At 59.8% G+C, this 17206-nt stretch carries 16 protein-coding genes; 13 read left to right on the top strand and 3 right to left on the bottom strand.

Annotated elements, in window-relative coordinates; translation table 11 throughout:
* The first annotated feature begins 82 nt into the window (after positions 1-82).
* The 11 genes from JBO08_RS11225 (at position 83) to JBO08_RS11275 (ending at position 14115) form a co-directional block, all read left to right on the top strand.
* Positions 83-2893, top strand: a complete 2811-nt coding sequence (locus JBO08_RS11225; protein ID WP_065909915.1) for an LPS-assembly protein LptD — start codon at positions 83-85, stop codon at positions 2891-2893.
* Positions 2868-4208, top strand: coding sequence for a peptidylprolyl isomerase (locus JBO08_RS11230; protein WP_065871786.1), 1341 nt, complete (start codon positions 2868-2870; stop codon positions 4206-4208). Before JBO08_RS11225 ends, JBO08_RS11230 begins: the two co-directional genes overlap by 26 nt.
* On the top strand, positions 4205-5194 hold the full coding sequence (gene pdxA, locus JBO08_RS11235) for a 4-hydroxythreonine-4-phosphate dehydrogenase PdxA (RefSeq protein ID WP_065909917.1): 990 nt from the start codon (positions 4205-4207) through the stop codon (positions 5192-5194). The genes JBO08_RS11230 and pdxA overlap by 4 nt, the downstream gene beginning before the upstream one ends.
* The gene (rsmA, locus tag JBO08_RS11240) at positions 5191-6003 is read left to right on the top strand and encodes a 16S rRNA (adenine(1518)-N(6)/adenine(1519)-N(6))-dimethyltransferase RsmA (RefSeq protein WP_065891382.1); all 813 of its coding nucleotides are present in this window, start codon (positions 5191-5193) and stop codon (positions 6001-6003) included. The genes pdxA and rsmA overlap by 4 nt, the downstream gene beginning before the upstream one ends.
* Before the next feature lie 106 nt (positions 6004-6109).
* Complete coding sequence (gene apaG / locus JBO08_RS11245; RefSeq protein ID WP_049711262.1) at positions 6110-6490, top strand: Co2+/Mg2+ efflux protein ApaG; 381 nt, start codon at positions 6110-6112, stop codon at positions 6488-6490.
* A complete protein-coding gene (locus tag JBO08_RS11250) occupies positions 6490-7329 on the top strand; it encodes a symmetrical bis(5'-nucleosyl)-tetraphosphatase (protein WP_065871789.1) in 840 nt (279 codons plus the stop codon). The genes apaG and JBO08_RS11250 overlap by 1 nt, the downstream gene beginning before the upstream one ends.
* A gap of 9 nt (positions 7330-7338) precedes the next feature.
* The gene (glpE, locus tag JBO08_RS11255; protein ID WP_065871790.1) at positions 7339-7668 is read left to right on the top strand and encodes a thiosulfate sulfurtransferase GlpE; all 330 of its coding nucleotides are present in this window, start codon (positions 7339-7341) and stop codon (positions 7666-7668) included.
* Between the two features lie 284 nt (positions 7669-7952).
* A complete protein-coding gene (locus JBO08_RS11260) occupies positions 7953-9875 on the top strand; it encodes a PrkA family serine protein kinase (RefSeq protein ID WP_003194732.1) in 1923 nt (640 codons plus the stop codon).
* A gap of 113 nt (positions 9876-9988) precedes the next feature.
* Positions 9989-11260 carry a YeaH/YhbH family protein gene (locus tag JBO08_RS11265; RefSeq protein WP_220074754.1) on the top strand — a complete coding sequence of 424 codons (1272 nt, stop codon included), beginning with the start codon at positions 9989-9991 and terminating at the stop codon, positions 11258-11260.
* Positions 11257-12822, top strand: a complete 1566-nt coding sequence (locus tag JBO08_RS11270; protein ID WP_220074753.1) for a SpoVR family protein — start codon at positions 11257-11259, stop codon at positions 12820-12822. The genes JBO08_RS11265 and JBO08_RS11270 overlap by 4 nt, the downstream gene beginning before the upstream one ends.
* Before the next feature lie 63 nt (positions 12823-12885).
* Positions 12886-14115 (top strand): multifunctional CCA addition/repair protein, encoded by a 1230-nt coding sequence (locus tag JBO08_RS11275; RefSeq protein ID WP_220074752.1) that lies wholly within the window; start codon positions 12886-12888, stop codon positions 14113-14115.
* Positions 14116-14170: 55 nt separating this feature from the next.
* On the opposite strand, the gene folK is transcribed toward JBO08_RS11275, so the two are convergent.
* Together folK and folB are read right to left on the bottom strand one after the other, a co-directional pair.
* On the bottom strand, positions 14171-14689 hold the full coding sequence (folK, locus tag JBO08_RS11280) for a 2-amino-4-hydroxy-6-hydroxymethyldihydropteridine diphosphokinase (RefSeq protein ID WP_065909925.1): 519 nt from the start codon (positions 14687-14689) through the stop codon (positions 14171-14173).
* Positions 14680-15033 carry a dihydroneopterin aldolase gene (folB, locus tag JBO08_RS11285; protein ID WP_032883867.1) on the bottom strand — a complete coding sequence of 118 codons (354 nt, stop codon included), beginning with the start codon at positions 15031-15033 and terminating at the stop codon, positions 14680-14682. The genes folK and folB overlap by 10 nt, the downstream gene beginning before the upstream one ends.
* A 74-nt stretch (positions 15034-15107) precedes the next feature.
* On the opposite strand from folB, the gene plsY reads away from it, so the two are divergent.
* Positions 15108-15677: a glycerol-3-phosphate 1-O-acyltransferase PlsY gene (gene plsY / locus JBO08_RS11290; protein WP_065871796.1), complete on the top strand. Its 570-nt coding sequence runs from the start codon at positions 15108-15110 to the stop codon at positions 15675-15677.
* A gap of 33 nt (positions 15678-15710) precedes the next feature.
* Here the strand turns inward: plsY and tsaD are convergent, their stop codons facing one another.
* Positions 15711-16736 carry a tRNA (adenosine(37)-N6)-threonylcarbamoyltransferase complex transferase subunit TsaD gene (tsaD, locus tag JBO08_RS11295; protein ID WP_065871797.1) on the bottom strand — a complete coding sequence of 342 codons (1026 nt, stop codon included), beginning with the start codon at positions 16734-16736 and terminating at the stop codon, positions 15711-15713.
* Positions 16737-16938: 202 nt separating this feature from the next.
* Between tsaD and rpsU the strand changes: the two genes are divergently transcribed.
* Positions 16939-17154, top strand: a complete 216-nt coding sequence (gene rpsU, locus JBO08_RS11300) for a 30S ribosomal protein S21 (RefSeq protein WP_002551877.1) — start codon at positions 16939-16941, stop codon at positions 17152-17154.
* The last annotated feature ends 52 nt before the right edge of the window (positions 17155-17206 follow it).

Here is a 17206-nt window from a genome sequence, read left to right on the forward strand (position 1 = left end):
ATCACGCATCTTTTTCAGACCATCGAGAGGCGTGCGGCCCAAACCGCGGGCAGATGGCACGCAGGAAGCCCGGACTAATAAGATGGCATTGAAATCCCCCGCGTTTCGTAGAAAATTTCCGTTGCTGGTAACCGGCAGTCTGCTGGCCTTGCAACCCTTCGCCACCTCATTCGTGGTCGCCGCGGAACAGTATGACTGCTCAGTCTCTGCTTCGGGTGCCTGGGATTGCGCGCCGAAAACCGCCGCAGCCCCTCTGCCACCACGCCCGGTGCATGACGGCGCAGCCGTCAGCTCCGCCAACAGCACGGCGCAAGCCGATGCTGGCGGCAAAGCCGAGGCCGTGCCGCAGACCGCACTGGTCACCGATTCCAAGGGCCGTGGCCTGCGCTCGCGCAGCGCCGACTACAGCCACCTGGACTGGGTACCGCGCGACAAACTGACCGCCGCACAGTTGGCCGAAACCGGCCCGTACTGCGGCGGTGCGTACATCGAGCCGATTCGTCCTGGCATGAACGACAAGACGAACAAGAGCGATGCGCCCACCTTCATCGGTGCCAAAGCCTCGCGTTACGAGCAGGAGTCGCAAGTCGCGACCCTGGCCGGTGACGTCGTCATGCGCCAAGGCAGCATGCAGCTGGAGTCCGAAGAAGCCAGCCTGTACCAGGCCGAGAACCGTGGCGAGCTGAATGGCAAAGTCCGTCTGCGCGACAACGGTGCACTGATCGTCGGCGACCATGCCGAAGTGCAACTCGACACCGGCGCGGCCCAAATCGACAACGCCGAATACGTGCTGCACAAGTCACGTATCCGCGGTAACGCGCTGTACGCCAAGCGTGCCGAAAACGCGATCATCCGTCTCAAGGACGGTACGTACACGACGTGCGAGCCAGACAGCAACGCCTGGCAGCTGCGAGGCAACAACATCACGTTGAACCCGGCCACCGGCTTCGGTACGGCTACCAACGCGACGTTGCGGATCAAGAACATCCCGATCCTGTACACCCCTTACATCTATTTCCCGATCGACGACCGTCGTCAATCCGGCTTCCTGCCACCGAGCTTCAGCAGCGGCAGCGAAACCGGCTTTACCCTGGTTACGCCGTACTACTTCAACCTGGCGCCGAACTACGACGCCACGTTGTACCCGCAATACATGACCAAGCGCGGCATGATGATGGAAGGCGAATTCCGCTACCTCACCAAGTCCAGCGAAGGCCAGTTCGGCGGCGCATACCTGAACGACGACAACGACGAGCGCAAGCGTCAGACCGATTACGAGAAAACCCGCTACATGCTCAACTGGCAACACCAGGGCGGGTTGGATTCGCGTGTAATGACCCAGGTCGACTACACAACGATCAGCGATCCTTACTACTTCCAGGACCTCAAGTCCTACCAGGAAGGCGTCGAGAGTCGCGACTACGTCAACCAGCAAGGCTCCGTGACGTATCGCGGCGACACCTTCCAGGCTCGCTTGAACCTGCAGGCCTACCAGCTGGCAACGATTTCCCAGGTCACCCCGTATGACCGCCTGCCGCAGATCACCTTCAACGGTACTCTGCCGTACCATCCAGGTGGCTTGAACTTCAGCTACGAGACCGAAGCCGTACGCTTCGACCGCGACCTGGAGAACGGCAACTTCACCAATGAAAACGGGGACATCGAGCGTCGCCTGGACACCTACGTCCGTGGCCTGACCCGTGCCAACGGTACCCGCCTGAACGTGGCGCCGGCCGTTGAATACCCGATGAACTGGACCTACGGCTTCGTCACGCCGAAGCTCAAGTACGTGTACACCAAGTACGACTTGGACCTGGACAACATCGGCAAGAACCAGATCGTTGCGGATCAGGCTGCAGCAACCGCAGCCAACCCGTACGCGGGCGGCACCTTCAAAAGCTCCCAGGACCGTGCGGTTCCGGTGGCCAGCGTCGACAGCGGCCTGTACTTCGACCGCAATACCAACTGGTTCGGCAAAGACTATCGCCAGACCCTCGAGCCGCGTGCGTTCTACCTGTACGTGCCGAACAAGGACCAGGCGGACATCCCGGTCTTCGACACCAGCGAGTACTCGTTCAGCTACGCGTCGTTGTTCCGCGACAACCGTTTCAGCGGCTCCGACCGTATCGGCGACGAGAACAAGCTGTCGCTGGGCTTGACCAGCCGCTGGATCGAAGACAACGGTTTCGAGCGCCAGCGCGTATCCGTGGGCCAGGCGCTGTACTTCAAGGATCGTGAAGTTCAACTGCCGGGCATCCTGGCCTCCGACCGTGCCGATGCACAGTCGGACGTATCGCCAGTCGCCCTGGACTACGAGTTCCGCTTCAACCGCGATTGGCGCGCCACGGCCGACTACAACTGGGACACAGAAGAACACAGTCCTCGTTCCGGCAGCGCGATGCTTCACTACCAGCCGGAAGACAACCCGAACAAGATCATCAACGTCGGTTATCGCTATCGTAACGACCAGGTCGTCTACAACCAGCTGACCGGCAAATGGCAGTTCGGTGGTGACTACGGCCAGCCAGGCGACGCGAACTACGTGAAGGATTACTACAAAATCCAACAACACGACTTCTCGATGATGTGGCCGATCATTCCTCAGTGGAACCTGATCACCCGCTGGCAGTATGACTACGCCCGCAACCGTACCCTGGAAGCCTTCGGTGGTTTCGAGTACGACAACTGCTGCTGGAAACTGCGCCTCATCAACCGTTACTGGGTTTCCAACGACGAATACAGCCAGATCGCCCCGCTTAACGAAAAGGGTGACCACGGGCTCTTCCTCCAGATCGTCCTTAAAGGACTCGGCGGCCTGACCGGCGCCAAGGTAGAGAGCTTCCTCGACAAAGGCATTGAAGGTTATCGTGAACGTGAAAACCAAGCTTTCTGATTGTCTGCGCCCGCTAGTGCTGGGCGCGCTGTTCCTGGGGACCGCATCGGCACACGCTGCGGTTCAACAGCTGGATAAGGTAGTGGCCATCGTCGATAACGACGTGATCATGCAGAGCCAACTGGACCAACGCGTCAAGGAAGTCCAGCAAACCATCGCCAAGCGTGGCGGTGGCGTGCCACCGACCAGCGTCCTGGACCAACAGGTTCTGGAGCGCCTGATCGTCGAAAACCTGCAATTGCAGATCGGTGATCGTTCCGGCATCCGTATTTCGGACGAAGAACTGAACCAGGCGGTAGGCACCATTGCCCAGCGCAACAACATGAGCATTGACCAGTTCCGTGCAGCCCTGGCCCACGACGGTTTGTCCTATGAGGACGCCCGTGACCAGATCCGCCGTGAAATGATCATCAGCCGTGTGCGTCAGCGCCGTGTCGCCGAGCGGGTTCAAGTGTCCGAGCAGGAAGTGAAGAACTTCCTGGCGTCGGACCTGGGCAAGATGCAGCTTTCCGAAGAACTGCACCTGGCCAACATCCTGATCCCGACACCGGACAGCGCCAACTCCGAGCAGCTCAATGCAGCCGCCGCTAAAACCCAGGCTATTTATGATCGCTTGAAGGCCGGTGCCGACTTCGCCCAAATGGCGATCGCCCAGTCCGGCAGCGACAACGCCCTCGAAGGCGGTGACATGGGCTGGCGTAAAGCCGCTCAATTGCCGCCTCCGTTCGACCGCGAGCTGAGCGCTATGGAAGTGGGTGGCATTACTCAACCAGCCCGTACCCCAGGCGGTTTCATCATTCTCAAGTTGCTGGAAAAACGCGGTGGCGAGACCTCACTGAAAGACGAAGTACATGTTCGTCACATCCTGGTCAAACCAAGCGAAATCCGCACCGAAGCGCAAACCAAGGAACTGGCCCAGAAGATCTATGACCGCATCGAAAGCGGTGAAGACTTTGCCACCCTGGCCAAAAGCTTCTCGGAAGACCCGGGTTCTGCCCTCAACGGCGGCGACCTGAACTGGATCGACCCGAAAGCCTTGGTGCCAGAGTTCCAGCAAGTGATGGCCGATACTCCGCAAGGTGTGCTGTCCAAGCCGTTCAAGACCCAATATGGCTGGCATGTGCTGGAAGTCCTTGGCCGTCGCGCCACCGACAACACCAACCAGGCCCGCGAGCAACAAGCACTGAACGTATTGCGTAACCGCAAATACGACGAAGAGCTGCAAACCTGGCTGCGTCAGATCCGCGATGAAGCCTACGTTGAGAACAAGCTGCCAGGCGCCGAGCAAACAGGCACCGACCAGGCTACTCAGTGAAACCCCAGCGTTTCGCGGTGACACCCGGCGAGCCGGCCGGCATTGGTCCTGACCTGTGCCTGCTGCTCGCCTCGCAATCCCAGCCACACCCCCTGATCGCCATTACCAGCCGTGACCTGCTCCTCGAGCGGGCCGCGCAGCTGGGTGTGGCCGTCAATTTGCTGGACGTGGCGCCGGGTTACTGGCCCGACCTGCCCGCTCCCGCCGGCAGCCTGTATGTGTGGGACACCCCGCTGCAGGCCAAGGTAGTGGCCGGGCAACTGGACAAGGCCAATGCGGCGTTCGTGCTGGAAACCCTGACTCGCGCAGGGCAAGGCTGCATCGACGGCGACTTCGCCGGCATGATCACCGCCCCAGTGCACAAGGGCGTGATCAATGAGTCTGGCATCGCCTTTTCCGGCCATACCGAATTCCTTGCCGAGCTGACCCACACCGCTCAAGTCGTCATGATGCTGGCCACGCGCGGCCTGCGAGTCGCCCTGGTGACCACGCACCTGCCCCTGCGTGAGATTGCGGACGCCATCACTGCCGAACGTTTGGAGCGTGTGACGCGCATCCTGCATGCCGACCTGCAACAGAAATTCGGCATTGCCCAGCCGCGCATCCTGGTCTGTGGGCTCAACCCCCACGCGGGTGAAGGCGGCCACTTGGGCCATGAAGAAATCGACATCATCGAACCAACCCTGGAGCGTCTGCGCCAAGAAGGCATGGACCTGCGTGGCCCACTGCCTGCGGACACTCTGTTTACCCCCAAATATCTGGAGCACTGCGATGCAGTGCTGGCGATGTACCACGACCAGGGGCTGCCGGTGCTTAAATACAAAGGCTTCGGCGCCGCCGTCAACGTGACACTGGGCCTGCCGATCATCCGGACGTCCGTCGACCATGGCACCGCCCTGGACCTGGCGGGCAGCGGCAAGATCGATACCGGCAGCCTGCACGTGGCCCTGGAAACCGCCTATCAGATGGCCGAGACCCGTATATGACCGAGCATTACCAACACCGGGCGCGTAAGCGCTTCGGGCAAAACTTCCTGCACGACGCTGGCGTGATCGACCGTATCCTGCGCTCTATCCATGCCAAGCCCGAAGACCGCCTGCTGGAAATCGGCCCGGGCCAGGGCGCACTGACCAAAGGCCTGCTTAACAGTGGCGGCCAACTGGATGTGGTTGAGTTGGACAAGGACCTGATCCCGATCCTCAACCAGCAGTTCGCCGACAAGCCCAACTTCAACCTGCATCAGGGCGATGCACTGAAGTTCGACTTCAACAGCCTCAACGCAGCGCCCAATAGCCTGCGGGTGGTGGGCAACCTGCCCTACAACATCTCCACGCCGCTGATCTTCCACCTGCTGAACAACGCCGGGATCATCCGCGACATGCACTTCATGCTGCAAAAGGAAGTGGTCGAGCGCCTGGCTGCAGGGCCTGGTGGTGGTGATTGGGGTCGTTTGTCAATCATGGTTCAGTACCACTGCCGCGTCGAACACCTGTTCAACGTCGGGCCCGGCGCGTTCAACCCACCGCCGAAGGTCGACTCGGCCATCGTGCGCCTGGTGCCTCACGCCGTGCTGCCCCACCCGGCCAAGGATCACAAATTGCTGGAGCGAGTCGTGCGCGAAGCGTTCAACCAGCGCCGCAAAACCTTGCGCAATACACTCAAGAACCTGCTGAGCACCGCTGAAATCGAAGCTGCTGGCGTCGACGGCAGCCTGCGCCCCGAGCAACTGGACCTGGCGGCGTTCGTGCGCCTGGCCGACCAGCTTGCCATCCAGCCTGCGCCAGCCGCGGACTGAAGCCGGCCGTACCTGGGCCAGACACCATGTCTGGCCTAGTGCCCCGTTCTTGGCCTAGACTGACCCGCATCTGCTGTCCTCCGCTTTTGCTTTTAAGGCCTCTTGCATGTCCGATCCTCGCTACCAGATCGACGTCAGCGTCGTCACCCGCTTCCTGGCGGATCAATCGCAACCTGAACAAAACCGCTTCGCCTTTGCCTACACCATCACGGTGAAAAACAACGGGCTGGTGCCGGCCAAGCTGCTGTCCCGCCACTGGGTGATCACCGACGGTGACGGCCAGGTCGAGGAAGTACGCGGCGCAGGCGTGGTAGGCCAGCAACCGCTGATCGACATCGGCGCGAGCCACACCTACAGCAGCGGCACGGTGATGACCTCCAAAGTCGGCACCATGCAGGGCTCCTATCAGATGAAGGCCACCGACGGTAAATTGTTCGACGCCATCATCCCGCCCTTCCGCCTCGCCGTGCCCGGAGCCCTGCACTGATGGCGACCTACGCGGTCGGAGACCTGCAAGGGTGCCTGGAGCCCCTCAAGTGCCTGCTTGACCGCGTAGCCTTCGACCCAGCGAAAGATCGCCTGTGGCTGGTCGGTGACTTGGTCAATCGCGGTCCCGAGTCCCTGGCGACGTTGCGCTACTTATATAGCCTGCGCGATTCCTTGGTGTGCGTACTGGGCAACCACGACCTGCACCTGCTCGCGGCCGGCCGTAACATTGAGCGTCTGAAAAAGGGCGATACCCTGCGGGAAATCCTCGAAGCACCGGATCGCACCGAGTTGCTCGACTGGCTTCGCCGGCAAAAAATCCTGCATTACGACGAAGGCCGCAATATGGCCTTGGTCCATGCTGGCATCCCGCCCCAGTGGACACTGAAGAAAGCGCTCAAGTGCGCCGCGGAAGTCGAAAGCGCCCTGGCCGATGACAACCTGTACACCGCCTACCTCGACGGCATGTACGGCAACGAGCCAGTGAAGTGGGACAACGATCTCACCGGCGTTGCGCGCCTGCGGGTGATCACAAACTACTTCACGCGCATGCGCTTCTGCACCGCCGAGGGCAAGCTGGACCTCAAAAGCAAGGAAGGCGCCGACACCGCATTGCCAGGCTACAAACCCTGGTTCGCGCACAAGGACCGCAAGGCCCGCGACACCCAGATCATTTTCGGTCACTGGGCGGCCCTTGAGGGCAAATGCGATGAGCCCGGCGTGTTCGCCCTAGACACCGGTTGCGTGTGGGGCGGCGCCATGACCCTGATGAATATCGATACCGGCGAGCGCCAGAGCTGCCAGTGCGAATCGCCCCAACCTATCACCGCCAAGCCCTAGGAGCCCGCCATGAGCGAATTCAAACGTATCCCTCCCGAACAAGCCCAGGCCCTGCGCGAAAAAGGCGCCGTAGTGGTCGACATCCGTGACCAGCCGACTTATCTGGCGGCCCACATCCGCGGCGCCCAGCACCTGGACAACGTCAACATCGCCGATTTTATCCGTGCCGCCGACCTCGACGCGCCCGTGATCGTGGCGTGCTACCACGGCAACTCCAGCCAGAGTGCAGCAGCCTATCTGATCAGCCAGGGCTTCTCCGACGTCTATAGCCTGGACGGTGGCTTTGAACTGTGGCGCGCGACTTATCCTGCGGAAATTTCTTCAGGCAATTCGCAATAATTTTTTTCAAACCCCGCTACCCCGCGTGACGCTTGGGCTCGCGCCGTTTCTGACGAACGGCGCAGCCAAACTAATTGCGCATCGCGCCTTGACCTCTCCGATTCCGAACTATCCTTAAGCGCAGGCCATCCGAATCAGGGGAGAGCCGGTACACCGGCGTGCGGGTCATCGGTAGTGTTTCAGGGTGTTTGGGGGGAAAACAGTCATTGGCGTCTGCCAATGTCTGCCAGCATCGACTGATTGATCCGGCGTCGGCTCCACGTATCGAGCGAGGTGACGACGTCATGAGTATCTTTAGCCACTTCCAACAACGCTTCGCGTCCACACAGCAAGAAGAACTCACGCTGCAAGAGTATCTCGAGCTGTGCAAACAGGACCGCAGCACCTACGCGTCTGCCGCCGAACGCCTGCTACTGGCAATTGGCGAGCCGGAGCTGGTGGAAACCGCCAACAACTCGCGGCTGTCGCGAATATTCTCCAACAAGGTGATCCGCCGCTATCCGGCCTTTGAAGACTTCCACGGCATGGAAGAATGCATTGACCAGATCGTCTCCTACTTCCGCCACGCCGCCCAGGGCCTGGAAGAGAAGAAACAGATCCTCTACCTGCTGGGCCCCGTCGGCGGCGGTAAGTCGTCCCTGGCCGAAAAGCTCAAACAACTGATCGAGAAGGTGCCTTTCTACGCCATCAAGGGATCACCGGTCTTCGAATCGCCCCTGGGCCTGTTCAACGCCACGGAAGATGGCGCAATCCTCGAAGAAGACTTCGGCATCCCGCGCCGTTACCTCAACACCATCATGTCGCCTTGGGCCACCAAGCGCCTGGCCGAATTCGGTGGTGACATCAGCCAATTCCGCGTGGTGAAACTCTACCCGTCCATCCTCAACCAGATCGGCGTGGCGAAGACCGAACCGGGTGACGAGAACAACCAGGACATCTCGGCACTGGTGGGTAAGGTCGATATCCGTAAACTCGAAGAATTCCCGCAGAACGACGCCGACGCCTACAGCTATTCAGGCGCACTGTGCCGGGCCAACCAGGGCCTGATGGAGTTCGTGGAGATGTTCAAGGCACCGATCAAGGTGCTGCACCCACTGCTTACCGCAACCCAGGAAGGCAACTACAACAGCACCGAAGGGCTGGGCGCGATTCCGTTCACCGGGATCCTGCTGGCCCACTCCAACGAATCGGAATGGCACACCTTCCGTAACAACAAGAACAACGAAGCCTTCATCGACAGGATCTACATCGTCAAGGTGCCGTACTGCCTGCGCGTCAGCGATGAAATCAAGATCTACGACAAGTTGCTGTTCAACAGCTCCCTGGCCAAGGCCCATTGCGCCCCCGACACCCTGAAGATGCTCGCCCAGTTCACCGTGCTGTCGCGCCTCAAGGAACCGGAGAACTCGAATATCTATTCGAAGATGCGCGTGTACGACGGCGAAAACCTCAAGGACACCGATCCCAAGGCCAAGTCGATCCAGGAATACCGCGACACGGCGGGTGTGGACGAGGGCATGAACGGCCTGTCGACGCGCTTCGCGTTCAAGATCCTGTCCAAGGTTTTCAACTTTGACCCCCACGAAATCGCTGCCAACCCGGTGCACTTGCTTTACGTGCTGGAACAGCAGATCGAACAGGAGCAATTCCAGGCGGAAACCCGCGAGCGCTACCTGCGCTTCCTCAAGGAGTACCTGGCGCCGCGCTACATTGAATTCATTGGCAAGGAAATCCAGACCGCGTACCTGGAGTCCTACAGCGAGTACGGCCAGAACATCTTCGACCGTTACGTGCTGTACGCCGACTTCTGGATCCAGGACCAGGAATACCGCGACCCGGAAACCGGCGAGATCCTCAACCGCGTCGCCCTCAACGAGGAACTGGAAAAAATCGAAAAACCGGCCGGCATCAGCAATCCGAAGGATTTCCGCAACGAAATCGTCAACTTCGTGCTGCGCGCCCGGGCCAACAACAATGGCAAGAACCCGACCTGGCTCAGCTACGAGAAGCTGCGAGTGGTCATCGAGAAGAAAATGTTCTCCAACACGGAGGATCTGCTGCCGGTCATCAGCTTCAACGCCAAGGCCAGCAAGGAGGATCAGCAAAAGCACAACGACTTCGTCACACGAATGGTCGAGCGCGGCTACACCGACAAACAGGTACGGCTGCTCTCCGAGTGGTACCTGCGGGTTCGCAAATCGCAGTAAGGCAGCGACAGGCGTGCGCTGCCGGGCCCCAGGCCTGGCAGCTGACCGCTTGTCTCTAAGCTTCCAGCTCGCGGCTTGAAGCTTGTAACGTGAAGCTGCCCGGAGGGCTCCCCATGAGCTATGTGATCGACCGACGCCTCAATGGCAAGAACAAGAGCACGGTAAACCGCCAGCGTTTCCTGCGGCGTTACCGTGACCACATCAAAAAAGCCGTCGAGGAGGCCGTCAGCCGCCGCTCCATCACGGATATGGAGCATGGCGAGCAAATCAGCATTCCCGGACGGGACATCGACGAACCGGTGCTGCACCACGGCCGGGGCGGCAAACAGACCGTCGTGCATCCGGGCAACAAGGAGTTCACCACCGGTGAGCACATCCAGCGCCCACAAGGCGGTGGCGGCGGTAAAGGCCCTGGCAAGGCGGGCAATTCCGGCGAAGGCATGGATGAGTTCGTGTTCCAGATTACCCAGGAGGAATTTCTCGAATTCATGTTCGAGGACCTGGAGCTGCCTAATCTGGTCAAGCGCAACTTGACCGGCACCGACACCTTCAAGACCGTTCGCGCCGGGATCAGCAACGAGGGCAACCCTTCCCGCATCAATATCATCCGTACCCTGCGCTCGGCCCATGCGCGGCGCATCGCCCTGTCAGGCAGCAGCCGCGCCAAACTCAGGGACGCCAAGGAAGAGCTGGCTCGACTGAAGCGTGAAGAACCGGACAACTTCGGCGATATCCAGGAAATAGAGGCGGAAATCGAGAAACTCAGCGCACGTATTCACCGCGTACCATTTCTCGACACCTTTGACTTGAAATACAACTTGCTGGTCAAACAACCCAACCCCAGCTCCAAGGCAGTGATGTTCTGCCTGATGGACGTGTCCGGCTCCATGACCCAGGCCACCAAGGACATCGCCAAGCGCTTCTTTATCCTGCTTTACCTGTTTCTCAAGCGGAACTACGACAAGATCGACGTAGTGTTCATCCGCCATCACACCAGCGCGCGGGAGGTCGACGAGGAGGAGTTTTTCTATTCACGGGAAACGGGCGGGACCATCGTCTCCAGTGCCTTGAAGCTGATGCAGGAGATCATGGCCGAACGCTACCCCGCCAACGAGTGGAACATCTACGTGGCCCAGGCCTCGGACGGTGACAACTGGAACGACGACTCGCCCATCTGCCGCGACATTCTGATCAACCAGATCATGCCTTTCGTGCAGTACTACACTTACGTTGAAATCACCCCCCGTGAGCATCAGGCCCTGTGGTTCGAATACGAGCGCATTGGCGAAGCCTTTGCCGACACATTCGCCCAACAGCAACTGGTCTCGGCCGGCGATATCTACCCGGTCTTCCGTGAACTCTTCCAGCGCAGGTTAGTGACATGACCGCCAAAAAAGAGCATAAGCGCCAACCCATATCCACGGGGTCCGAGTGGACCTTTGAACTGATCCAGGCCTATGACCGGGAAATCAGCCGCATCGCGGCGGGTTATGCCCTGGATACCTACCCCAACCAGATCGAAGTGATCACCGCGGAACAGATGATGGATGCCTACGCCTCGGTCGGCATGCCGTTGGGGTATCACCATTGGTCCTACGGCAAACACTTTCTCAGTACCGAGAAGTCCTACACCCGAGGCCAGATGGGCCTGGCGTACGAGATCGTGATCAACTCCGACCCGTGCATTGCCTACCTGATGGAAGAAAACACCATCTGCATGCAGGCGCTGGTGGTCGCACACGCCTGCTACGGACACAACAGCTTCTTCAAGGGCAACTACCTGTTCCGCACCTGGACCGATGCCAGCTCAATCATTGATTACCTGGTGTTCGCCAAGCAGTACATCATGCAATGCGAGGAACGCCACGGCATTGATGCGGTGGAAGACTTGCTCGACTCCTGCCATGCGCTGATGAACTACGGGGTCGACCGCTACAAACGCCCCTACCCGATTTCCGCCGAAGAAGAACGCCTGCGCCAGAAGGAACGCGAGGAACACCTGCAAAAGCAGATCAACGACCTGTGGCGCACTATTCCAAAACGTGCCGGTAAAAACAGCGACAAGGACAATGCGCGCTTCCCCGCCGAACCTCAGGAAAACATCCTGTACTTTCTGGAAAAACACGCACCACTGCTGGAACCGTGGCAACGGGAAATCGTGCGCATCGTGCGCAAGATCGCCCAGTACTTTTATCCACAGCGCCAGACCCAAGTGATGAACGAAGGCTGGGCGACGTTCTGGCACTACACGCTAATGAACGATCTGTACGACGAAGGCCTGGTCACTGACGGTTTCATGATGGAGTTCCTCACCTCCCACACCAGCGTGGTGTTCCAGCCGGGGTTCGACAGCCCGTACTACAGCGGTATCAACCCCTACGCACTGGGCTTCGCCATGTACCGCGATATCCGGCGTATGTGCGAACACCCTACCGAAGAAGACCGCCACTGGTTCCCGGAAATCGCTGGCACCGATTGGTTGTCCACCATCAAGTTCGCCATGAGCAGTTTCAAGGACGAGAGTTTTATCCTGCAGTACCTGTCACCCCAAGTGATTCGGGACCTCAAGCTGTTCAGCATCATGGATGACGACCTCAAGGATGACCTGGTGGTACCGGCCATCCACGACGAGCCCGGCTACCGCACCATCCGCGAAACGCTGGCGGCGCAGTACAACCTGGGCAACCGCGAGCCGAACGTGCAGATCTACAGCATCGATGTGCGCGGCGATCGCTCGTTGACCTTGCGCCATCAGCAACATGACCGCAAACCCCTGGGCGAATCCACCGAGGAAGTACTCAAGCACCTGCACCGCCTATGGGGCTTCGACATTCATTTAGAAACCCTGCAGGGCGACCAAGTGATGAAGACTCACCATGTACCGCCGCGCAGCGAGCATGGCGACAACGACTACGGCCGACTGGACCTGGCCGTCGTTCATCTCTGAAACAGCAAAGCCTCCATTGGCCAGGCACAGGCGGTATCCTGTGCTGCTAATGGAGGCTTTTTCATGAAAATCTACAAAGTCGGCGGTGCCGTGCGTGACCGCCTGCTGGGCATCAAGGTCACCGATGTTGACCGCGTCGTCGTGGGGGCGACCACCGAAGAGATGCTGGCCAAGGGTTTCAAACCCGTCGGCGCTGACTTCCCCGTGTTCCTCGACCCGAAAAATGGTGAAGAATACGCCCTTGCCCGCACAGAGCGCAAGAGTGGCCGGGGTTATGGCGGCTTTGTGTTTCATGCGAGCCCAGAAGTGACGCTGGAAGAAGACCTGATCCGTCGCGACCTGACCATCAACGCCATGGCGGAAGACGATGACGGTCATTTGACCGACCCTTATCACGGCCAACATGATCTTGAAGCGCGCATTCTGCGCCACGTTTCCCCGGCGTTCGCCGAAGATCCGCTACGAGTGCTCCGCGTTGCGCGCTTTGCTGCACGTTACGCGCACCTGGGTTTTACGGTCGCGCCGGAAACCCTGGCGCTGATGCGTCAACTCAGCGAATCCGGCGAACTGGAAGCGCTGACACCTGAGCGCAGCTGGAAAGAAATCTCCCGCGCGCTGATGGAAGACCAGCCCCAGGTGTTTATCCAAGTACTGCGCGACTGCGATGCATTGAAAACCTTGATGCCCGAGGTCGATGCACTGTTCGGCGTACCGCAACCCGAAGCCCATCACCCTGAAATCGACACCGGCATCCACACCTTGAGCGTGCTGCAACAAGCCGCCGTGCACAAACAGCCGCTGACCGTGCGCTGGGCCTGCCTACTGCATGACTTGGGCAAGGGTCTGACGCCGGCGGATAAGCTGCCGCAGCATATTGCTCACGAACACACCGGCTTGAAGCTGATCAAGGCTGTCAATGAACGCTTCAAAGTACCGAAGGACTGCCAGGAGCTGGCGCTGCTGGTGGGCCAATATCACACCCACGGCCATCGGGCGCTGGAGTTGAAAGCCTCGACGTTGCTGGAATTGCTGCACAGTTTCGATGTGTACCGTCGGCCGCAGCGCTTTGAAGAATTTGTGGTCGCCTGCGAGATGGATGCCCGAGGCCGAAAAGGCCTGGAGCAGCGAAGTTATCCACAGGCGGATTATTTGCGCGGGGCGGCGAAGGTGGCGCGCGAAGTGGCCGTCGCGCCCTTGCTGGAGAAGGGCTTCAAAGGCCCGGAACTGGGTGAGGCGCTGAAGCGCGAAAGGCTTAAGGCGTTGAAGGCCTACAAAGAACAGCCCATTCTCTAGACGCTGCCCATCCGTGGCGAGGGCGCTTGCTCCCTCGCCACAGGAAGCTCGGCGCCTATAAGAGTGCGTCTGGGGTGAGTTGCTGGCCTTGCCATTCAAACCCGACAGGCGCGAGCACCTGGTCAATTTGCGCATTGCGCCATAACTCAGCCAGGGTCTTGCCCACCTCAGGGTGCACGCGCTCTGGCGCCATCAACGACAGCGGCCACAGCACAAACGCGTTTTTCAGGATCTCTGCACGCGGCAGGACCAAGCCATCGAAGTTACCCACCAGCTCGCCATACAGCAGCACATCGATATCCAGCGGCAGGCCCTTGCGGTCCGGCGCATAGCGGCCATTGTCGGCTTCGATGAATTTCAACCGGCGATCCAGTTCCATCAGCGGCAGGTCGGTGTAGGCCGATACCACCAGATTGAAAAACGGACCGCTCTTGATGCCCACCGGCTGGCTTTCGAACACTGGCGAGCAGCGCACATCCGTCAAAAAGCTCGCCAGCGCGTCAAGGCCGGCGCGTAGATGGGATTCGCGCTCGATATTGCTGCCTAGGCCAAGGTATACCTGAGTTAGCGACATCCGCGCTCGATCTCCACGCCCACGCCCTTGGCAGCCGGCACGGCGCCGGGCTTGGTCAACTTGAGGTGCAACCAGGGAATCTGGAACTCACTCATCAGCACTTGCGCCAGGCGTTCGGCAAAGGTTTCCACCAACTGGTACTGGGATTGTTCGGCAAACGCCTGGATGCGCGCGGAGACGCTGGCGTAATCCAGTGCCAAGGTCAGGTCGTCACCGGCGGCGGCCGGGCGGTTATCCCAGGCGAAGCTCAGGTCCAGGCGCAGGCATTGGCGGATTCCGCGTTCCCAGTCGTAGGCCCCGATGACGGTGTCGACTTCCAGGCCTTCGATAAACACTCTGTCCAAGCACTCTTCTCCGCAGCACGACAAGGGCGCAATGCCCCGTTAGAATCAGGGCGTCCTCGCCCGGAATAGTTAGCATGTTTTGGTCACTGGCGATCCTCGCCTACCTGCTCGGCTCGCTGTCCTTCGCCATTTTGCTCAGCCGCCTGACGGGAAACCCCGATCCGCGAATGAGTGGCTCAGGCAATGCCGGCGCCACCAATATGTTGCGCCTGGCCGGTAAGAAACTCGCCGTACTCACGCTGCTGGGCGACGTGTGCAAGGGCTTGCTGCCCGTGCTGATCGCCAGCCTCGCCGGCCTTACCCTGCAACAACAGGCCTGGATCGGTGTATGCGCCGTCCTCGGCCATCTGTTTCCACTGTACTTCCGCTTTCGCGGTGGCAAAGGCGTCGCAACGGCAGCCGGCATGCTGCTGGGGATTTACCCACCGGCGGCATTGCTGGCCGTACTTGCCTGGCTCCTGACGTTCTACCTGACCCGCACCAGCTCACTCGCCGCGCTGATCGCCACCCCGCTCACCCTGCCGCTATTGGCCTGGCAAGAACCGGCGGCGTTGTTGCCGATGAGCGCACTGACACTGCTGATCGTCTGGCGCCACCGGGGCAATTTACGCGACCTGTTTGCCGGGCGCGAACGGCATTTTTAAATACGTCCGATGAGCCCGGCTCACGTTGCGGCCCTAGAGCGGCGACAACTGCTCCATCGGCCAGCGCGCCTGCACGCTGATCGCCAGGCTTTCGTGCTGACCCGCCTGCAAGCGTTGGCAACCGGCATAGGCGATCATCGCGCCATTGTCGGTGCAGAACTCTGGCCGCGCGTAGAACACGTCGCCCTTCATCTCGCCGAGCATTTTTTCCAGTGACGTGCGTAAAGCCTTGTTGGCACTGACGCCGCCTGCGATTACCAGGCGCTTCATGCCCGCCTGTTTCAGGGCGCGCTTGCACTTGATGGTCAAAGTCTCTACCACGGCCTGCTGGAACGCCAGCGCGATGTCGCAACGGGCTTGCTCACTGTCGTCCCCGGCGCTGACGCTTTGCTGCCAGGTGTTCAGCGCAGAGGTTTTCAAACCACTGAAACTGAACATCAGGCCAGGCCGATCGCACATCGGGCGTGGGAAGGTATAACGGCCGGCAACACCTTTTTCGGCAAGACGGGCGATTTCCGGACCGCCGGGATAATTGAGGCCCATCATCTTCGCAGTTTTGTCGAACGCTTCACCGGCGGCGTCATCCAGGGATTCACCCAAAAGGGTGTATTGGCCGATTCCATCCACCTGAACCAGCTGCGTATGGCCGCCGGAAACCAACAAAGCGACGAACGGGAACTCTGGTGGTGTTTTTTCCAGCATGGGCGCCAATAAATGGCCTTCCATGTGGTGCACACCAAGGGCTGGAATGCCCCAGGCAAAAGCCAGCGCCTGGGCGCAAGAGGCCCCAACCAGCAGGGCTCCGACCAATCCGGGGCCAGCAGTGTAGGCGATCGCGTCGATCTCGGTCGGCACGCAGCCGGCCTCATCCAGCACCTGGCGAATCAGGGGCAGCATGCGTTTGACGTGATCACGGCTGGCCAGCTCCGGCACCACGCCGCCATAGGCGCGGTGCAGGTCGATCTGACTGAACAGCGCATCGGCCAAGAGCCCGCGTTCACTGTCGTAAAGTGCGACACCGGTTTCGTCGCAGGAGGTTTCAAGTCCCAGTACTAGCATGGGTTTGCGCCTTGTAGAGGCTAGATTCGAAGGCGCGCATAATAGTCGCCACTCCCCCTCCCGACTAGCGGTTTTCGATCAGAGGCTTTGCATTCCGGGCAATGAGGGGTTAACATCCGCAACCCTTAAAAACCGACGACCTCAGCCGCGAATTTTTTGCGACGAGAACGTTGATCCCGGTAATGAAAGAAGGTAGCTCTGGATGCCAGCCGTCAAAGTTAAAGAGAACGAACCCTTCGACGTAGCTCTGCGTCGTTTCAAGCGCTCCTGCGAAAAAGCCGGTGTACTGGCTGAAGTTCGTAGCCGCGAATTTTACGAGAAGCCAACTTCTGAGCGTAAGCGTAAAGCAGCAGCCGCTGTTAAGCGTCACGCCAAGAAAGTTCAGCGCGAACAGCGCCGCGCCGTTCGTCTGTACTAATACACAGACGTCCGTAGCAAGCTTCTGCCAAGCCCGGCCCTCAGCCGGGCTA

Source organism: Pseudomonas sp. LAP_36 (assembly GCF_019456785.1).
GTDB classification, from domain to species: Bacteria; Pseudomonadota; Gammaproteobacteria; order Pseudomonadales; family Pseudomonadaceae; genus Aquipseudomonas; species Aquipseudomonas tritici.

Coding starts and splice junctions, on each gene's coding strand:
- JBO08_RS11225 (WP_065909915.1), top strand. CDS start 83: ATGGCATTGAAATCCCCCGCGTTTCGTAGAAAATTTCCGTTGCTGGTA.
- rsmA (WP_065891382.1), top strand. CDS start 5,191: ATGACCGAGCATTACCAACACCGGGCGCGTAAGCGCTTCGGGCAAAAC.
- apaG (WP_049711262.1), top strand. CDS start 6,110: ATGTCCGATCCTCGCTACCAGATCGACGTCAGCGTCGTCACCCGCTTC.
- JBO08_RS11250 (WP_065871789.1), top strand. CDS start 6,490: ATGGCGACCTACGCGGTCGGAGACCTGCAAGGGTGCCTGGAGCCCCTC.
- glpE (WP_065871790.1), top strand. CDS start 7,339: ATGAGCGAATTCAAACGTATCCCTCCCGAACAAGCCCAGGCCCTGCGC.
- JBO08_RS11260 (WP_003194732.1), top strand. CDS start 7,953: ATGAGTATCTTTAGCCACTTCCAACAACGCTTCGCGTCCACACAGCAA.
- JBO08_RS11265 (WP_220074754.1), top strand. CDS start 9,989: ATGAGCTATGTGATCGACCGACGCCTCAATGGCAAGAACAAGAGCACG.
- JBO08_RS11270 (WP_220074753.1), top strand. CDS start 11,257: ATGACCGCCAAAAAAGAGCATAAGCGCCAACCCATATCCACGGGGTCC.
- JBO08_RS11275 (WP_220074752.1), top strand. CDS start 12,886: ATGAAAATCTACAAAGTCGGCGGTGCCGTGCGTGACCGCCTGCTGGGC.
- folK (WP_065909925.1), bottom strand. CDS start 14,689: ATGTCGCTAACTCAGGTATACCTTGGCCTAGGCAGCAATATCGAGCGC.
- plsY (WP_065871796.1), top strand. CDS start 15,108: ATGTTTTGGTCACTGGCGATCCTCGCCTACCTGCTCGGCTCGCTGTCC.
- tsaD (WP_065871797.1), bottom strand. CDS start 16,736: ATGCTAGTACTGGGACTTGAAACCTCCTGCGACGAAACCGGTGTCGCA.
- rpsU (WP_002551877.1), top strand. CDS start 16,939: ATGCCAGCCGTCAAAGTTAAAGAGAACGAACCCTTCGACGTAGCTCTG.